The organism is Rhodanobacter glycinis, from assembly GCF_900114325.1.
In the GTDB taxonomy this organism is placed as follows: Bacteria; Pseudomonadota; Gammaproteobacteria; order Xanthomonadales; family Rhodanobacteraceae; genus Rhodanobacter_A; species Rhodanobacter_A glycinis.
Genome location: NZ_FOSR01000020.1, coordinates 47836 through 65703, shown reverse-complemented (window position 1 = coordinate 65703; position 17868 = coordinate 47836). Strand labels below are relative to the sequence as shown.

General features: G+C 63.9%; 15 protein-coding genes. 7 read left to right on the top strand and 8 right to left on the bottom strand.

The genetic code is table 11. The annotated features are described in order from the left end of the window. Positions 1 to 181: 181 nt before the first annotated feature. Entirely contained in the window at positions 182 to 1066 is an 885-nt protein-coding gene (gene prpB / locus BMY90_RS15930) for a methylisocitrate lyase (RefSeq protein WP_092705173.1), read from the bottom strand. Between the two features lie 210 nt (positions 1067 to 1276). On the opposite strand from prpB, the gene BMY90_RS15925 reads away from it, so the two are divergent. The 3 genes from BMY90_RS15925 (at position 1277) to ahpF (ending at position 5186) form a co-directional block, all read left to right on the top strand. Next, positions 1277 to 2494 carry a citrate synthase family protein gene (locus BMY90_RS15925; protein WP_245735070.1) on the top strand — a complete coding sequence of 406 codons (1218 nt, stop codon included), beginning with the start codon at positions 1277 to 1279 and terminating at the stop codon, positions 2492 to 2494. A 249-nt stretch (positions 2495 to 2743) separates the two neighbouring features. Then, complete coding sequence (gene ahpC, locus BMY90_RS15920; protein WP_092705162.1) at positions 2744 to 3307, top strand: alkyl hydroperoxide reductase subunit C; 564 nt, start codon at positions 2744 to 2746, stop codon at positions 3305 to 3307. 292 nt (positions 3308 to 3599) lie between these two features. After that, positions 3600 to 5186, top strand: a complete 1587-nt coding sequence (gene ahpF, locus BMY90_RS15915; protein WP_092705172.1) for an alkyl hydroperoxide reductase subunit F — start codon at positions 3600 to 3602, stop codon at positions 5184 to 5186. Between the two features lie 275 nt (positions 5187 to 5461). Here the strand turns inward: ahpF and prpE are convergent, their stop codons facing one another. Then, positions 5462 to 7354 (bottom strand): propionate--CoA ligase, encoded by a 1893-nt coding sequence (prpE, locus tag BMY90_RS15910; RefSeq protein ID WP_092705161.1) that lies wholly within the window; start codon positions 7352 to 7354, stop codon positions 5462 to 5464. Between the two features lie 162 nt (positions 7355 to 7516). Between prpE and BMY90_RS15905 the strand changes: the two genes are divergently transcribed. Further along, a complete protein-coding gene (locus BMY90_RS15905) occupies positions 7517 to 8545 on the top strand; it encodes a MerR family transcriptional regulator (protein WP_092705160.1) in 1029 nt (342 codons plus the stop codon). A gap of 205 nt (positions 8546 to 8750) precedes the next feature. Here BMY90_RS15905 and BMY90_RS15900 read toward each other — a convergent pair whose 3' ends face one another. Both BMY90_RS15900 and BMY90_RS15895 read right to left on the bottom strand, forming a co-directional pair. Further along, positions 8751 to 9734 carry a malate dehydrogenase gene (locus BMY90_RS15900; RefSeq protein ID WP_092705171.1) on the bottom strand — a complete coding sequence of 328 codons (984 nt, stop codon included), beginning with the start codon at positions 9732 to 9734 and terminating at the stop codon, positions 8751 to 8753. 90 nt (positions 9735 to 9824) lie between these two features. Beyond that, positions 9825 to 11024, bottom strand: a complete 1200-nt coding sequence (locus BMY90_RS15895; RefSeq protein ID WP_092705170.1) for an aminotransferase class I/II-fold pyridoxal phosphate-dependent enzyme — start codon at positions 11022 to 11024, stop codon at positions 9825 to 9827. A 229-nt stretch (positions 11025 to 11253) separates the two neighbouring features. Here BMY90_RS15895 and BMY90_RS17470 point away from each other — a divergent pair, with 229 nt between their 5' ends. Next, positions 11254 to 11661, top strand: coding sequence for a GlsB/YeaQ/YmgE family stress response membrane protein (locus BMY90_RS17470; RefSeq protein ID WP_245735069.1), 408 nt, complete (start codon positions 11254 to 11256; stop codon positions 11659 to 11661). A 52-nt stretch (positions 11662 to 11713) separates the two neighbouring features. On the opposite strand, the gene BMY90_RS15885 is transcribed toward BMY90_RS17470, so the two are convergent. From BMY90_RS15885 to BMY90_RS15875, 3 genes are all read right to left on the bottom strand, one after another. Then, positions 11714 to 12145, bottom strand: a complete 432-nt coding sequence (locus BMY90_RS15885; protein WP_008210157.1) for a YidB family protein — start codon at positions 12143 to 12145, stop codon at positions 11714 to 11716. Between the two features lie 210 nt (positions 12146 to 12355). Continuing rightward, complete coding sequence (locus BMY90_RS15880) at positions 12356 to 13372, bottom strand: LacI family DNA-binding transcriptional regulator (protein ID WP_037099190.1); 1017 nt, start codon at positions 13370 to 13372, stop codon at positions 12356 to 12358. A gap of 65 nt (positions 13373 to 13437) precedes the next feature. Continuing rightward, positions 13438 to 13947, bottom strand: a complete 510-nt coding sequence (locus tag BMY90_RS15875; RefSeq protein ID WP_092705159.1) for a peptidylprolyl isomerase — start codon at positions 13945 to 13947, stop codon at positions 13438 to 13440. Between the two features lie 241 nt (positions 13948 to 14188). On the opposite strand from BMY90_RS15875, the gene typA reads away from it, so the two are divergent. Further along, on the top strand, positions 14189 to 16018 hold the full coding sequence (gene typA, locus BMY90_RS15870) for a translational GTPase TypA (RefSeq protein WP_008210154.1): 1830 nt from the start codon (positions 14189 to 14191) through the stop codon (positions 16016 to 16018). Between the two features lie 117 nt (positions 16019 to 16135). Here typA and BMY90_RS15865 read toward each other — a convergent pair whose 3' ends face one another. After that, positions 16136 to 16453, bottom strand: a complete 318-nt coding sequence (locus BMY90_RS15865; RefSeq protein ID WP_139201777.1) for a hypothetical protein — start codon at positions 16451 to 16453, stop codon at positions 16136 to 16138. A gap of 339 nt (positions 16454 to 16792) precedes the next feature. Between BMY90_RS15865 and BMY90_RS15860 the strand changes: the two genes are divergently transcribed. Continuing rightward, positions 16793 to 17593 (top strand): HEPN domain-containing protein, encoded by an 801-nt coding sequence (locus BMY90_RS15860; protein WP_245735068.1) that lies wholly within the window; start codon positions 16793 to 16795, stop codon positions 17591 to 17593. Positions 17594 to 17868: the final 275 nt, after the last annotated feature.

Genomic DNA, 17868 nt, shown 5'->3' with positions numbered 1-17868 from the left:
TTCTTGGCCTTGGGAAGGGTTTGCTCGCTCATGGGACATCTCCAGGGTGCGGAAGAGTACTTCTGAATTTTTGCGGGTGCCCGCTTGATTTTTGTAGGAGCCCGCTCGCGGGCGATGCTTTTGCTCTGACGCCTGTTGAAAGCAAAGGCATCGCCCGCAAGCGAGCTCCTACGAAAGAGGGTCAGCCTTTCTGATTGAACAAGGCGTCCAGCTTGTCTTCGTAGGCGTGATAACCCAGGAAGTCATACAGCTCTTCGCGCGTCTGCAGCGTATCGATGATGTTCTTCTGCGTGCCTTCGCGGCGCACCGTCTCGTAGAAGTTCAGCGCCGCCTTGTTCATGGCGCGATAGGCGCCGCAGCAGTACAGCGCGATGTCCACGTTGGCCGAACGCAGTTCGTCGGTGGTGAAGAACGGCGTGGAGCCGAATTCGGTGAGGTTGGCGAGAATCGGCACTTTCACCGCCGCCTTGAACTTGCGGTAGTCGTCCAGCGTCTTCATCGCTTCCGGGAAGATCATGTCGGCACCGGCGTCCACATAAGCCACCGCGCGCTCGATCGCCGCGTCGATGCCCTCCACTGCCGCGGCGTCGGTGCGCGCCATGATGACGAAGCCCGGATCGGTACGTGCATCGACCGCGGCCTTCACGCGATCGACCATTTCCTCCTTCGACACCACTTCCTTGCCGGGACGATGGCCGCAGCGCTTCTGGCCGACCTGGTCCTCCATGTGTACCGCAGCCACGCCGATGCGTTCGAAATTGCGGATGGTGCGCGCGATGTTGAAGGCGCCGCCCCAGCCGGTATCGATATCCACCAGCAACGGCAAGCCGGTGGCGTCGACGATGCGGCGCGCGTCGGTGAGCACGTCTTCCATCGTGCTGATGCCCAGGTCCGGCATGCCCAGCGAATTGGCGGCCACGCCGCCGCCGGAGAGATACAACGCCTGGTAGCCAACGCGCTTGGCCATCAGGCCGGCGTAGGCGGTGATCGCGCCGATCACCTGCAGCGGCTGCTCGGCGGATAGGGCGCCGCGGAAACGGGCGCCGGCGGAGTCGCGTGGGGACATGATCATTCTCCGAAACGTTCTATTGTAGGCGATGCGCCCATCCGGCCATGCCGCGGTGCACGAAGCGTTTCGGCCCGATACGGGTCCCGGCAAACCCGGCCACCGCCGCGAAAAACGCACATCGCACACCTGCATCGATGAAAGCGGACCCTACTGTGCCGCCGACGAACATATTGATCAATCTTGATCCCATCGATCAATATGTCACTCATGCATACGGACTACCTTTCCGCACGAATCGCCGCGGCCCGACTCGGCGTCAGCCTGGCCACGCTGTACGCCTACGTCAGCCGCGGCAAGATCGATTCGCGCCCCGGCCCGGATGGACGCAGTCGCGAATATCGCGCCGAGGATGTCGAGCACCTGATCGAATTGCGCCAGGCAGGGCGCGGCGCGGCGCAAGGTGCCGCACACAGCCTGACCTGGGGATTGCCGGTACTGGAAACACGGATCTCGCTGATCCGCCCGCATGGTCAGTATTACCGGGGCCGTTCGGCCATCGAACTGGCCGACTCCGGTGCCAGCCTGGAAGACGTTGCACGACTGCTGTGGGAAAGCGCCGACGACGATCCGTTCGCCATTTCGCCGCCGTCCACCTGGCCCAAACCCGTGGCTACCTTGTTGCGGCAGGCCGACCTGTCACCGCTGGAACGCACCATGGCATCGCTGCCATTGCTGGCCTTGACGGCACCCCACCCGCACAGCACCGACGCCGCCCAACGCCGTATCGGCGCCGCCCGCCTGCTGCGCGAAACCGCCGCCCTGCTCTGCGCCGTGCAGCCCGGCCGGCAACCGATCCATCAACTCATCGCCGATCACTGGAAGCGCGACGACCCGCGCCTGCCCGGGTTGGTCCGCGCCGCGCTGGTGCTGTGCGCCGACCACGAACTCAACGCCTCCGCGTTCGCCACACGCGTGGCCGCTTCGACCGGCGCCAGCCTGCACGCGGCGGCCTGTGCCGGCCTGGCGGCGCTATCCGGCCCGCAACACGGCGGTGCCACCGCGCGCGCCCACGCGCTGATCCAGCAAACCCTGCTCGAACGCGACCCTGCCGGTTATGTGCGCGAACGCCTGCGCCGTGGCGAAGAGCTTCCCGGCTTTGGCCACCCGCTGTATCCGGACGGCGATCCGCGCGCAGCACTGCTGCTGCGCATGCTGGCCGACTCGCGCCCGCGCCCCGCCGAATCGGCGCGCATCCAGCGCCTGGTCGATGCCGTCAACGACAACGATGGCCGCGCGCCCAGCCTGGATTTCGCGCTGGCGGCGATTGCCTCGGTGTACGCCTTGGGCGCGGATGCGGCGTTGTCGCTGTTTGCCGCCGGGCGCATGGCCGGCTGGCTGGCGCATGCACTGGAGCAACAGGAAAATGGTGGATTGATCCGCCCCCGCGCGAACTATGCCGGCACCATGCCGGCGCGACGCGACTGAGGCGCATCGCCGCACGTCGATTCGCATTGCCGCACTTGTCCGTGCCGATGATGGCCCCAGTTCATGGAATGCGCGCCTGCCCCGGGGTTCGCACGATGTGTCCGTCCGCCCGGCCAAGCCGGATACCTGCGGTGGCACGCAGGCCATCGATAGCCTGCATCAATGCACATCATCCCAACAATCAATTGGACGTATCGATTCAGATCCCTACAATTGAACCATCAACCACCCACCACACGGAGATCCGCAGTGTCTTTGATCAACACCGAAATCAAGCCGTTCAAGGCCCAGGCTTTCAAGAATGGCCAATTCCTCGAAGTGACCGAAGCCAGCCTGAAGGGCAAGTGGTCCGTCGTGTTCTTCTACCCGGCCGACTTCACCTTCGTCTGCCCGACCGAGCTGGAAGACCTGGCTGACAACTATGCCGAGTTCCAGAAGCTGGGCGTGGAGATCTACAGCGTCTCGACCGACACGCACTTCTCGCACAAGGCGTGGCATGACACCTCCGACGCGATCAAGAAGATCCAGTACACCATGGTCGGCGACCCGACCGGTGCGATCACCCGCAACTTCGGCGTGATGATCGAGGAAGCCGGCCTGGCCGATCGCGGCACCTTCGTGATCGATCCGGAAGGCAAGATCCAGATCGTCGAAGTCAACGCCGGCGGCATCGGCCGTGACGCGTCCGAGCTGCTGCGCAAGGTCAAGGCCGCGCAGTACGTCGCCGCCCACCCGAACGAAGTGTGTCCGGCGAAGTGGAAGGAAGGCGAGAAGACCCTGGCTCCGTCGCTGGACCTGGTCGGCAAGATCTGATTTACCCGCGGTAACGGAACCGGGCGTTGCAGCGCCCGGATTCCCCGATTCGCGTCATCCCAGCGAAAGCTGGGATCCAGTGACTTTACGCCACGTGACAAAGGCGCTGGATTCCAGCTTTCGCTGGAATGACGAGTACCGCGATTCCACCCACCCAAAGGATGTTTGTGCCAGCGGCTTGCGCCCGGCATCGCTCCCCCGCCTGCCGCCCCCTCCCCCGCAGGCGCAGGCCGCTCCCACAAGCGTCTCACCATCTTTCGATTTCCACGCATCCATCACTGGAGTGTTCGCCATGCTCGACGAAACCCTCAAAACCCAATTGCAGGCCTACCTGGAAAAGCTGGTGCAGCCGATCGAGCTGGTCGCCGCACTGGATGATGGCGACAAGTCGCGCGAACTGGACGGCCTGCTGCACGAGATTGCCGCGCTGTCGGACAAGATCAGCCTACGCCGCGACGACAGCGAAGCGCGCAAGCCCTCGTTCGCCATCAACCGCCTCGGCACCGACATCAGCGTGCGTTTCGCCGGCATCCCGATGGGCCACGAGTTCACCTCGCTGGTACTGGCCCTGCTGCAGGTCGGCGGGCATCCGTCCAAGGCGGCGACCGAGACCATCGAACAGGTGCGCAATCTGGATGGCGAGTTCCGCTTCGAAACCTATTTCTCGCTGTCGTGCCAGAACTGCCCCGACGTGGTGCAGGCACTGAACCTGATGAGCGTACTCAACCCCAACATCAAGCACGTCGCCATCGATGGCGCGCTGTACCAGGACGAAGTCGAGTCCCGCCAGATCATGTCGGTGCCCACCGTCTACTTGAACGGCGAAGTGTTCGACCAGGGCCGCATGAGCCTGGAGCAGATCCTGGCCAAGATCGACACCGGCAGCGCGGCACGCGAAGCCGAGAAGATCAAGACTAAGGACGCGTTCGACGTACTCGTCGTCGGCGGCGGTCCGGCCGGCGCGGCCGCGGCGATCTACGCCGCACGCAAAGGCATTCGCACCGGCGTGGCAGCCGAGCGATTCGGTGGTCAGGTGCTCGATACCATGGGCATCGAGAACTTCATTTCGGTCGACTACACCGAAGGCCCCAAGCTGGGCGCCGCGCTGGAACAGCACGTGCACGCATACGACGTGGACGTGATGAACCTGCAGCGTGCGACCAAGCTGGTGCCCGCCAGCGAATCGGCCAGCGGCCTGGTCGAGGTACAACTCGAAAACGGCGCGAGCCTCAGCGCGAAAACGGTGATCCTCTCCACTGGCGCGCGCTGGCGGCAGATGGGCGTGCCCGGTGAAAACGAATACCGCAACAAGGGCGTGGCCTATTGCCCGCATTGCGACGGCCCGCTGTTCAAGGGCAAGCGCGTGGCGGTGATCGGCGGCGGCAACTCCGGCGTCGAGGCGGCCATCGACCTGGCCGGCATCGTCGCCCACGTCACCCTGGTCGAGTTCGACAGCAAGCTGCGCGCGGACGAAGTCCTGCAGCGCAAGCTGCGCAGCCTGCCCAACGTCGACATCATCGTCAGCGCCCAGAGCACCGAAGTGCTCGGCGATGGCCAGAAGGTCAACGGACTGGTCTACAAGGACCGCACCGATGGCGTGATGCACAGCGTGGAACTGGAAGGCATCTTCGTGCAGATCGGCCTGTTGCCGAACACCGAATGGCTGAAGGGCGCGCTGGAGCTGTCGCCACGCGGCGAAATCGTGATCAACGATCGCGGCCAGACCTCGCTACCCGGCGTGTTCGCCGCCGGTGACGCCACCACCGTGCCGTACAAGCAGATCGTGATTGCGATGGGCGCCGGCTCCACCGCTGCACTGGCCGCGTTCGATCATCTGATCCGCACGTCGGCACCGGTGGCGGACACCGCTACGGCCTGAGGTTCTCAAGCCCTCTCCCGCCGGCGACCAACGGGAGTCCCCTTGTGGGTGAGAGGGGGTTGGGGTGAGGGTACGGCCGAAGCGGGAGGTTACGCTTCGCCCGAACCATCACCCGCCTGGATTCGCGCCACCCTTGGCGCTCACCCCTTTGGGGCCAGCTTCGCTGTTCCGCAGGCGCTTCAGCGCCTGCAGGTCGGTTCCCTCTCCTAGCGGGAGAGGGATTCACCGATGGGTGGCAACGTCCGCCTGAATGCCTTAGACACTGGAAGGCCGCCTCAACTCCCCTGATCCGGCCCGCGCGCCAGCGCCCGGCGGATCTCGTCCAGCGCCGACGGATCATCCAGCGTGGACAAGTCCCCCGGATCGCGCTGCTCCGCCAGCGCTTGCAATGACCGGCGCAGCAGCTTGCCCGAGCGTGTCTTCGGCAACGCATTCACTACATATACACGCGACGGCTTCGCCACCCCGCCCAATTGATCCACCACGCATTGCTGCATGCCGCGCGCCGCGTCGGCTGCAACCCCTGCGTCCTGCTTCAAGGTAGCGAACACGATCGGCACCTGGCCCTTGATGGCATCCTTCACGCCGATCACCGCCGCCTCGGCCACCGCCGGATGGCCGGCGACGGACTCCTCGATTTCGCGCGTGCCCAGTCGATGCCCGGCCACGTTGATCACGTCGTCGGTGCGTCCAAGGATGAAGGTGTAGCCGTCCGCGTCGCGGATCGCCCAGTCCAGCGAGCTGTACAGCAGTTCGCGGAAGTGGCTGAAGTAGCTGTACACGTAGCGGTCGTCATCGCGCCAGATCGTGCTGAGGCAACCCGGCGGCAACGGCGGCTCCAGCACCAGTACGCCCTTGCTGCCTGCCGGCACCTCCTTGCCGGTACCTTCATCGATCACCTTCATGCGATAACCCGGCGCCGGCAGGCCGGGAGAGCCGATCTTCGTCGGCTTCAGGTCCAGCCCGGGCATCAGCGTGATCGCCGGCCAACCGGTCTCGGTCTGCCAGTAGTTGTCGATCACCGGCACGCCCAGCGCATCGGTGATCCATTGCGCGGTCGGCTCGTCCAGCGGCTCTCCGGCCAGGAACAGCCACTTCAGCGCCGACAGGTCGTGGTCTTTCAGCCAATGCGCGTCCTGCTTCTTCAACACGCGAATCGCCGTGGGCGAGGAGAACATCGTGCGTACGCCGTACTGCTCGCACAACTGCCACCACACCCCGGGATCCGGTCGCGTCGGCAGGCCTTCGTACAGCAACGAGGTCGCGCCACCGATCAGCGGTCCGTAAACGTTGTAGGAATGCCCCACCGCCCAACCCACATCCGAGGTGGAGAACATCACCTGACCCGGCGCGATGTCGAACACGGTGCGGATCGACAACGCCATCGCCACCGCATAACCGCCGGTGTCGCGCTGTACGCCTTTCGGCTTGCCAGTGGTGCCCGAGGTATACAGCAGATAGCTGGGCTCGTTCGATTCCAGCCACACCACCGGCACCTCGGCGGTTTCGTGCTTTGCGCGCAGTTCGGCGTAATCCACGTCGCGCTTCGGCACGCGAATCATCTGCGGATCGAGTCCGCGGTCGACCAGCAGCACCCGCGGTGGCGGCGCCGAGGCCTCGTTCAGGGCCGCATCCACCAGCGGCTTGTACGGAATCACCTTGCCGCCGCGCATACCGGCATCAGCGGCGATCAGCAGCTTCGGCTGCGCGTCATCGATGCGCAGCGCCAGGTTGTGCGCGGCGAAACCACCGAACACCACCGAGTGGATTGCGCCGATACGCGCGCACGCCAGCATCGCGAACACCGCCTCGGCGATATTCGGCAGGTAGATCACCACGCGATCACCCTTGCCCACATCCAGCGCCTGCAGCACCGCGGCAAACGTGTTCACTTCGCGATGCAACTGGCGATAGCTGAACTCGCGGGTCACCCCGGTCTCGCTGGAAATCGCCACCAGCGCGAGTTGCTCCGCGCGCTCGGCCAGGTGCCGATCCACCGCGTTGTAGCAGAGGTTGGTGGTACCACCGACGAACCAGCGACGGAATGGCGGGTTGGACTGATCGAGAATCTGCGTCGGCGGCGTCTCCCAATGAATACGCTGCGCCTGCTCGGCCCAGAACGCCTCCGGTTGCTCGATCGACTGTCGATAGAACGACTCGTAATCCATGACCCCGCCTCCGCTTGAAATCCCTGCCCAAGACTAGCCTCGCGCTCTCGTGGCGGCAGCACGACAATGGTCGTAAACGTTACGCCTGAATTCCTCGCCCTGCTTGACCCTCACGCAACGTCAGCCCGCAGAGTGGTCGCCACGCACCCAAGGAGAACCATCATGCAGCTCACTGTCGGCGAACTGGCGAAGCGTTGCGGGCTTACCGTTCGCACCCTGCACCATTACGACGCCATCAATCTGCTGAAGCCTTCGGTACGTTCCGCTGCCGGTTATCGGCTTTATGACCGCGCGAACGTCGAGCGCCTGCATCGCATCCAGGCGCTGCGTCAGCTCGGTCTGTCGCTGACCGACATCGGAATCGCCCTGTCCGGACCACAGGCACCGTTGGCCGAGGTGATCGACAAGCAGATCACGCAACTGGATCGCGAACTGACACAGGCCACGCGCCTGCGCCAGCAACTGCTCGCCTTGCGCGCGCAACTCGCGTCCGGACAGCCCCCCGACCTGGCCGATTGGCTGGACACGCTGGAGCTGATGACGATGTACGAGAAATATTTTTCGCCCGAGGAACTGAAAGAACTGCCGCTGCTCACCGACCCCGGCACACAGGCGCAATGGAGTGCCCTGGTCGCCACCTTGCAGGCGGCGATGGATCGCGGCGCCCAACCAGGTGACCCGGACGTGGACATGCTCGCCCTGCGCTGGATGGAAATGCTTGGCCGCGACACCGGGCGCAACGCGGATTTTTTGATGCGCCTGCGCGCAGTCAACGAACAAGAACCACAGGCCCGCCAGCGCAGCGGCATTACCGAAGCGCTGGAATGCTTCGTGGAGAAGGCGGTCGTGGCTGCGAGACTGACGCTGTTCGCGCGCTATCTAAGCGAGCCAGAGATGGAATTTCTACGCGCGAACTACGGTCGTCAGATGTACGAGTGGCCGCCACTGATTGCAGACTTGCGCAAAGCGATGGACGCCGCGGTCCCCGTCGACTCCCCCCACGTACGGCAGCTGGCGCAACGCTGGATGACGTTGTTCCGCGCTTACGCCGGCGACGACCCGGCCACCCATGCGCGTATTCGCGAGGCCTACGCGAGGGAGCCGGATCTGCGCAGCGGCAGCATGGTGGACGCAAGCCTGTTCGCCTATCTGCGCGAGGCGTTGGATGATATCCAAGCGACGAAGGATTGAACGACACCGCTTTGACCACAACTCAGCAAAACACCCTATCCACAAGCTGGCATCCAGCAACCGCATAGCTCGAACACACGCGATCGTTGCTGGGCCCCGGCCTGCGCCGGGACGACGACCAGAAAAAACCGGGCCATCGCCACGCCGGACACAAGAAGGGCGGCCGAAGCCGCCCTTCCCTTTCAACCAGGTGCGTCGTGCTTGCTTACTTCGCGAACAGGTGCTCGACGCCCGCACGCTCTTCGCGCAGTTCCTTTTGGGTCGCGTCGATGCGCGCCTGCGAGAACGCGTTGATCTCCAGACCCTGCACGATGGCGTACTTGCCGTTCTTCACCGTCACCGGGTAACCGAAGATCACGCCCGGGGCGATGCCGTAGGAACCGTCGGACGGGATGCCCATCGAGACCCAGTCACCCTCGGCCGTACCCAGCGCCCAGCTGCGCATGTGGTCGATCGCGGCCGAAGCGGCGGAGGCGGCCGACGAGGCACCACGCGCCTTGATGATGGCGGCGCCGCGCTGCTGCACGGTGGGGATGAAATCGCTCTCGTACCAAGCCTGGTCGACCAACGACAGCGCCGGCTTGCCGTCCACGGTGGCGTGGTGCAGGTCCGGATACTGGGTGGAGCTGTGGTTGCCCCAGATGGTCATCTTCTTGACGTCGGTGTTGTGCTTGCCGGTCTTCTCGGCCAGCTGGCTCATCGCGCGGTTATGGTCCAGGCGCACCATCGCGGTGAAGCACTTCGGATCGAGGTCCGGCGCGTTCTGCTGGGCGATCAGCGCGTTGGTGTTGGCCGGGTTGCCGACCACCAGCACCTTGACGTCACGCTTGGCGTGGTCGTTCAGTGCCTTGCCCTGCGGGCCGAAGATGGCTCCGTTGGCTTCCAGCAGATCCTTGCGCTCCATGCCCGGGCCGCGCGGACGGGCGCCGACCAGCAGCGCGTAATCCACGTCCTTGAAAGCCACGTTCAGATCGTCGGTGGCAACGATGCCGGCGAGGGTCGGGAACGCGCAATCGTTCAACTCCATCACCACGCCCTGCAGCGCGGGCAGCGCCGGGGTGATCTCGAGCAGGTGCAGGATCACCGGCTGGTCGGGACCGAGCATGTCGCCCGAGGCAATGCGGAACAACAAGGCGTAACCAATCTGGCCGGCGGCACCGGTAACGGCAACTCGAACGGGGGCTTTCATCATCTCATCTCCGGGAATGGGGATCGGGAAAAAGGAACCGGAAACGCGGGCCGGGCAGGATCGCCCGGCACCCATTCCCGATTCACGGATTCAATTCAGTTCGGCAAAAAACTCCGCGATGCGGTCCAGGCCAGGCTGCAATTGTGCGGCCGGACACGTGTAGGAAATGCGCAGCGCGCGCGGCTCGCCAAAGGCCGAACCGGGGACGCAAGCCACGCCCTTGGCTTCCAGCAGCGCGGCGCAGAGCTCCACGTCATTGGAAATCTTCGTGCCGCCATGGCTCTTGCCAAACGCCACGGAAATATCCGGGAAGGCATAGAACGCGCCCTGCGGACGCGGGCAGCTGACACCGGGAATCGCGTTGAGCGCAGCAACCACGGTGTCTCGTCGCTCGGCGAATTCGATGCACTTGGCCTGCGATATGTCCTGCGGGCCGCTGAAGGCCGCCACGGCCGCGGCGGTGATCACTTCCGGCACGCTGGTAATGTGGTTGGAATTGAGCGTGGTGACCGCCTTGGCCACCGATTCCGGGCCAGCCATCAGGCCCACGCGCCAACCCGGCATGCCGTAGGTCTTGGAGACCGAATCGACGAAGATCAGCCGCTCGCGCAGCTCCGGCTGGGCAAACACGAAATTGTGGTAACCGATGCCGTCGAACACCATCGCGTTGTAGATGTCGTCGGTGATGATCCAGGTGTCCGGATGCTTTACCAGCACCGCGGCCAGCGCGGCGATCTCGTCGCGCGTGTAGACCATGCCGGTCGGATTGGACGGATTGTTGAACAGGAACACCCGCGGCTTGCGCGCCAACGCGGCGTCGAGTTGCGCAGGCGTCAACTTGTAGTTCTGTTCCGGGCCGCAATGCAGCACGTTGGCCTTGGCGCCCACGATGTCGGCGATGTCGCGATAGGTGGTCCAGTACGGTGCGGCAAAGGCGATCTCGTCGCCCTCGTCCAGCAATGCCTCGCACAGGTTGTACAGCACCTGCTTGGCGCCGATGCCGATCGACAGGTTGGCGTGGCCGTACCCGGAAAAACCCAGCGCCTCGATGTGCTTCAGGAACGCATCCAGCAGCGGCTCCGCGCCACGGTTGCTGCCGTACTGGCCGGAATCATGAGCCAGCGCCTCGCGCGCGGCGGCGTATACGTGCTCGCCGGGCAGGAAATTCGGTACACCGATGGAAAAGCTGATGATGTCGCGGCCGGCAGCCTTGAGCTGCTTCGCTTTCGCGGCAATCACCATGATCGCGCTGGGCTTGGCGCGACCGACACGCTGGGCAAGCTGGGGCATGACTTCCTCTTGAACCATGTGGAACGAGGCGCAGCCTCCCTGAAACGCAGGGGAGCCGGGATCGTGAACGAAGCCGAAAAACCGCGGAATTTTAGCATGCGGCGCTGCGGCATCCGATATTCGCGACATAAGTCGAAGCCGGAACCCCACCGGCCAGAGCCGGCTTCAAAGCCCCCGGCCGCCTCGCAGCAAGCCCGCGTTCCGAAAAATGCGGACTCCGGGGGATGCAATGGCCGCCCGCCCATTGCATGATGGCGTTGCCGCCCGCCGCGTCACGCCGGTATCGGCAGGGGAAGGGGCAGCGGCATGGGGCACGCAGGAGGCGGCGCCCACCACCGAAGGGGACCTGTACTACTCACCCGCAAGAGGACACACGGACATGCATTGGCTCTGGGTATTCATCGTCGGTCTGGTCGTTGGCATCATTGCCAAGCTCATTACCCCCGGGAAGGATCCGGGCGGCTTCATCATCACCGCCATCCTCGGCATCATCGGCTCGGTGCTCGCCACCTGGGTGGGTGAACGGCTCGGCTGGTGGCCGGCTACCGGTCTCATGCATTTCATTGCATCGATCGTCGGCGCGATCATCCTGCTGGTGATCTATCACGCCGTGTTCAAGCGCAACGCCACTTCGTAAGGTCGTACGCACCGGCGGAGCACCTCGCTCCGCCGGTGCGCCTCAATGTGGATCAGGCGCCCGCGCCGCCGAACAGCTTGCCGGCCAGGCCTTCCAGCGCGCCCAGATTCAGACCGCCACCCTGCCCCTGGGCCGGCACCTGGCCATCCGGGGTGAGGTGGTCCACCGCGTGCGGAAGAATCTGCGAAAGCTGGCCCATCAGCTGGCTCGGGTCGACGCCGAGCTTGCCGGCCGCTTCCTGCACCACCGAACCCAGGCCGCCGTTCTGCAGCGCCTGCCCCAGCTGGTCACCGGACACCGGCTGGTTGGAGCCGGTGCCAACCCACGACTGCACCGCTTCGCCCAGCCCGTGCTGCTGCAACATGCCGACCAGGCCCTGGACACCACCCGCCTTCTGGATCAGTTCACCCGCCACTGAAAGCAGTGAACCGCCGCCCGCTGCGTTGCCTTGCGCACCGCCAATCAAATCATTGAGAAAGGACATCGCCATACTCCATGTAGGTCATTGAAATGAGTCGAACCGTCCGACCCCGGGCGCCACGCTCGTGACGACTCCCCCGGATGGCCGCCTCCACGACGGCAGCGATGGCATAACCATGGCTTTCGGACGGACCGGGACCGGTTTAGCACAAGCGCGACGGCGTTGCGCTCGGAATATTCCCAAATCGGCCATGCGGAGACGTGGAACAGCGTTTCAGGGTGCGGTTGTCGTCGAATCGCGCAATTCCAGCGAATACGGCACCTGCACCAGTTTCCCCGGACCGCGGCCACGCAGGGTATCCAGCAACTGCATGGCGGCGACCCGCCCCATCTCCCGGCTGGGTTGGCGAACCGTGCTCAGCGCCGGCCACAACTGGCTGGCCAACGGGGTGTCGTCGAAACCGCAGACGGACAGGTCGCGCGGCACCTTGAGGCCATACTCGCCCGCTACCCACATCACGCCGGCGGCCATGTCGTCATTGGCCGCGAACACGGCGGTCGGGCGCTTTTTCTTGAGTGCCAGCAATTCGCGCGCCGCCGTCACGCCGGAACCGAAGGTAAAGGCCCCTTGCACGATCAACGCCGGGTCTTCACGCAGGCCGGCAGCGGCCAGCGCGTCGCGATAACCGGCCAGGCGCCAGCGGCTGGCACCATGGCTGGCAATGCCCAGCACATGGGCAATTCGTGTGTGGCCCAGCGAAACAAGGTGTTCCACCATCGCCCGCGCCGCCTCGCGTTCGTCCATGAATACGCCAATGCGGCCGCGATGCTTCATCGGCGACACGCAGGCATTGGGCACTTCGCGCTCGCTCAGGCGCTTCAGCAACGGTGCGTAATCGGTGATCGGCGGGGTCAGCACCACGCCATCGGGATGATGATGCGAGATCAGCGCATCGACGCGACTGATGAAATCGCTGCCGCCGATGCGCAACGGGCGCACCATCATGCTGTAGTGGTGTTCGTCACAGGCTTCCAGCACGCCGTCCTGGATTTCGGCCAGGTAGGACGAGGTGGGGTTGTCGTTGTTGTCGTACAGCATCGCCACCAGGAACGAGCGATTGCCCGCCAGACTGCGTGCCGAAGGATGCGGGTGGTAGTCCATCGCTTCCATGGCGGCCAGCACGCGCTTGCGGGTCTCGTCCTTGACGTTGGCCTCGTCGTTGAGCACGCGTGACACCGTCTTGGGCGAAACACCCGCCTCGCGCGCCACATCTTCAAGACGAACTCGCATGGATTCTCCCTTCACTGCCGCACCCCGCCCCGCGACCGGCGGCCGCGGGACGGAACGAACCTGGCTCAGCCGCGTGCGTCCAGCACCTTGTTCCATTCCTGCACGCGGTCGGCCTGCGCGGCCAGCAACGCATCCACGTCGCCTTCCACGGTCACCTTCTCGATGGCGTCGCCCTGGCGGATCGCATCGACCACGGCCTGGTCTTCCGCGCCGACCACTTCGCCGAACACGCTGTGCTTGCCGTCCAGCCACGGCGTGGCGCCATGGGTGATGAAGAACTGGCTGCCGTTGGTGCGCGGACCGGCATTGGCCATCGACAGCACGCCCGGCTTGTCGTGTCGCAGCGAGGCGTGGAACTCGTCCTCGAACTTGTAACCCGGGCCGCCGGTGCCCGTGCCCTGCGGGCAACCGCCCTGGACCATGAAGTCGGCAATCACGCGGTGGAACGACAGGCCGTCGTAATAGCCACGCTTGGCCAGGTTGACGAAACTGGCCACCGTCACCGGGGCCTTGTCCTCGTGCAAACGCAGGTGGATCGGGCCGCGGCCGGTTTGCATGGTGACGTTGATGGTCATCGGGAATCCTTGCTGGGGGCTGGAAACGCACCGGGCAGCGCCGGCACAACAGCTGCCAAGGATAACGCTTCAGAGCCGATTTATGCTCCCCGGGCACGATCGGCCGGCAGGCCTTCACGAGGCCCCGTCACGCCATCGTGACGTGAATCGGGCAGATTGCCGCACAAGTCCGTATAATTGACCGATTCACCCTCGTCAAAACTCAGCGAGACGGCTCACAGGCCGCCCGGGTCCTTTTCCCATGTCCATCGAAAACTTGCGCAATATCGCCATCGTCGCCCACGTCGACCATGGCAAGACCACCCTCGTCGACTGCCTGCTCAAGCAGTCCGGCACGCTGGCCGAGCGAACGGTGCTGGCCGAGCGCGTGATGGATTCGAACGACCAGGAAAAGGAACGCGGTATCACCATCCTGGCCAAGAACACCGCCATCACCTGGCAGGGCAACCGCATCAACATCGTCGACACCCCGGGACATGCCGACTTCGGTGGCGAAGTGGAGCGCGTGCTGTCGATGGTCGACACCGTGCTGATCCTGGTCGACGCGATGGACGGCCCGATGCCGCAGACCCGTTTCGTGACGCAGAAGGCGTTCGCGATGGGCTTCAAGCCGATCGTGGTGATCAACAAGGTCGACCGCCCCGGCTCGCGCCCCGAGTGGGTGGTGGAACAGGTGTGGGACCTGTTCGACCGTCTCGGCGCCACGCCGGAGCAGATGGACTTCCCGATCGTCTACGCCTCGGCCCTGAACGGCTATGCCGGCCTGGACGAAAACGTGCGCGAAGGCGACATGACCCCGCTGTACGAAGCGATCATGAAGCACGTGAGCAAGCCGGACGTGGACCCCGAGGGCCCGTTCCAGATGCGCATCAGCCAGCTCGACTACAACAGCTTCGTCGGCGTGATCGGCATCGGTCGCATCCAGCGCGGCACCATGAAGAAAGGCATGCCGGTCGCGGTGATCGATCGCAATGGCAAGAAGCGCCAGGGCAAGATCATGCAGGTGCTGGGCTTCCTGGGCCTGGAGCGGATCGAGCAGGACAGCGCCGAGGCCGGCGACATCGTGGCCATCTCGGGCATTGCCGACCTGACCATTTCCGATACCGTCTGCGCGCTGGACACGCCCGAAGCGCTGCCCGCGCTGACCGTGGACGAGCCGACCATCAGCATGACCTTCCAGGTGAACAATTCGCCGTTCGCCGGCAACAAGGATCTCTCCGGCGGCAAGTTCCTCACCAGCCGCCAGCTGAAGGACCGCCTGGACCGCGAGCAGGTGCACAACGTGGCGCTGAAGGTCGAGCAGGGTTCGGATGCCGACAAGTTCCTGGTTTCCGGCCGCGGCGAGCTGCACCTGTCGGTGCTGATCGAGAACATGCGCCGTGAAGGTTACGAGCTGGCCGTGTCGCGCCCCGAAGTCATCATCAAGGAAATCGACGGCAAGAAGATGGAGCCGATCGAGCAACTGGTGATCGACGTGGAAGAAATCCACCAGGGCCCGGTGATGGAGCGCATCGGCATCCGCAAGGGCCAGCTGAAGAACATGGAGCCCGACGGCAAGGGTCGCGTGCGCCTGGAATACATGATCCCGGCGCGTGGCCTGATCGGCTTCCAGAACCAGTTCAAGACCCTGACCCAGGGCTCGGGCCTGCTGTTCCACGTGTTCGACCACTACGGTCCGAAGGAAGACGGCCAGATCGCCAAGCGCGCCAACGGCGTGATGATCGCCAACGCCGGCGGCACCACCCCGGCCTACTCGCTCGGACCGTTGCAGGAGCGCGGCAAGCTGTTCGCCGCCGAAGGCGACAACGTGTATGAAGGCCAGCTGGTCGGCATCCACGCCAAGGACAACGATCTCACCGTCAACGTGATCAAGCCCAAGCCGCTGACCAACATGCGCGCCTCCGGCAAGGACGACGCGATCCAGCTGACTCCGGCGACCAAGTTCTCGCTGGAGCAGGCACTGGACTTCATCGACGACGACGAACTGGTCGAAGTCACCCCGAAGGAAATCCGCCTGCGCAAGAAGCACCTGACCGAGAACGATCGCAAGCGCGCCTCGCGCGGCGGCTGATCAGGTTGCTCCACGCACCAAAAGCAAAGGCCGCCAAAATGGCGGCCTTTGCTTTTCCGACAGACCAATGATGCCCACCTCACAATCGCAGCCTTGTGCAAGGAAGCGGCATAAACATCAGCCCGCAGCGGGACTGATGTCACCGGGCGCATATTTCCGTAGCCGCACGATCTCGTAGATACCCGGCGACAACGAAACCGCGGCATGCGCTTCATGCATCAGCGAAGCGGGCTTCAACACCCGCAAATGCCTCCGCTCGCCGTGCGAGTCCGACGACACATACTCCTCGGCATGATTCGCATCGACCGTATGCGCATGACCAGCGACCTCGCCAAAGGGAAGCACGATGCACCCCTCTGCAGGCACACGAAGTGCTCCATCGGGCAAGGCATCCACTTGGCAAAGCAGTACATTTCCCTGTCGATAAAACGCCACTGTCCTTACTCCGCGGCCCCGGACTCACTGGAATTCACGCTGTCGAGGTACTTCGACAGGCCGAAAATCGCAAAGCCGTACACCACCGCCGCACCAATGAACTTGAACATTGCCGTACTCCTTTGAGGTTGCCTGGGCCGGGAAAAGGCCGGCGTCGAACGTCGCCCCTTCCCATGGGGAACCTCGAATACCCCCCCTTTTTACTCGTCATTCCTGCGAAAGCAGGAATCCAGTGCCGTTGCTTATCAATGCTTTTGCTTTGAAGGCACTGGGCTCCAGCTTCCGCTGGAGCGACGGAGGTCTTCGAGATGCCCATGGAAACCAGCTTAAAGGGCGGCATTGACAGGTCATGTCAGCCTTGGAAAAAAATTCCGGCCAAAACTACCGAACCCTTCTGCAACCACCTACCCATCTCCCTGCCGCCTCCGATACGATGAAACCGCCAGCGCGGCTACACACGGCAATCCGGCGTGGCAAATCGAAGCACAGGGGAAATCCATGGACGCCAGGACACTCAAGGAACAACATCGTCAGGTACGCGATGGTCAACCGGAAGCCCTACGCATGCGCATTCATCGCGCCATCAGCTGGCTGGCACGTGCGGAACAGGAAAAGGAAGATCAGGACGCCCGCTACATCTTCCTCTGGATCGCCTTCAATGCGGCCTACGCCAGCGAATTCGGATTCGAACAGAAGGAGCGCGATCAGGTGCGCCAGTTCATCGACCGCCTGCTGCGACTGGATGGCGAGCAGCGCCTGCACGACGCGCTGTTCCACCAGTTCAGCGGGCCGATCCGCACGCTGATCGACAACCGCTTCGTATTCGAGCCGTTCTGGCGCGCCATGCGCAACCACGAATCCGACGGCGCTTGGGAAACCTCCTTCGCCGCCAGCCGCAAGCTCGCGCTGCGCGCTCTGATGGAGAAAGACACCGCCACTCTGCTCTCCATCCTGCTGGATCGGCTTTATGTACTGCGCAACCAGTTGATCCATGGTAGTGCCACCTGGGGCGGAACCACCAATCGGGCGCAGGTGAAGGAAGGAGCGGCCATCCTTGGCGTGCTGTTGCCCAACGTCATTGACCTGATGATGCGCGGTGGTGAAGACGACTTTGGCTACATCGCCTATCCAGTAGTTTGATTATGGTTGGCAACGCACGTCGAAAGACACCCACGACGTCGAGAAGCAATTCGGCACGCATGTACCACTCGGAGAACTGACCGTGCCTTTTCGCGCACCACCCATAACCTTTTTCTGCACCCATTGCGGATGGAAACACACGCTCATCTCATCCAGCGATGTAGTGCATATTCTGCCAAGCTGCCCAAAATGCGGTGAAGGGCCGACAGCTCACCGCATAGCCACCAAGATAGAGACATTGACGGCGAAGTTTGGCTTTCTACATCGTAAATAAC